Annotated in this window: 1 pseudogene; it reads left to right on the top strand. The window is 49.8% G+C overall.

The features are described from left to right. A pseudogene (gene dnaE / locus R8O11_RS29940) lies at window positions 1–574 on the top strand (DNA polymerase III subunit alpha); the annotation flags it as partial.

Below are 574 nucleotides of genomic sequence, written 5' to 3'. Positions count from 1 at the left end.
GTCGGTCCTGGTCGTGGTTCGGGTGCCGGTTCTTTGGTGGCCTACGCGCTGAAAATCACCGATCTTGATCCGCTTGAATATGACTTGCTCTTCGAACGTTTCTTGAACCCAGAACGTGTATCCATGCCCGATTTCGACGTCGACTTTTGTATGGATAAGCGTGACCAAGTGATTGATCACGTTGCCGAAATGTACGGTCGCGATGCCGTATCTCAGATCATCACATTCGGTACGATGGCGGCGAAAGCAGTAATCCGTGACGTTGGTCGTGTTCTTGGTCACCCATTTGGTTTCGTTGACCGTATTTCGAAACTGGTTCCGCCAGATCCGGGTATGACGCTAGAAAAAGCGTTTAAAGCCGAGCCTGCTCTGCCTGAGCTTTATGAGGCCGATGAGGAAGTTAAAGAACTCATCGATATGTGTCGCCTATTAGAAGGTTGTACACGTAACGCCGGTAAGCACGCGGGTGGTGTTGTAATTTCACCAACCACGATTACAGACTTTGCGCCAATTTATGCGGATGCGGAAGGGCATTCCCCCGTAACTCAGTTTGATAAGAACGACGTAGAAACTG

The sequence above is a fragment of the Vibrio sp. 1288 genome, from assembly GCF_033344475.1.
This window is presented reverse-complemented; position numbering and strand designations above follow the sequence as displayed.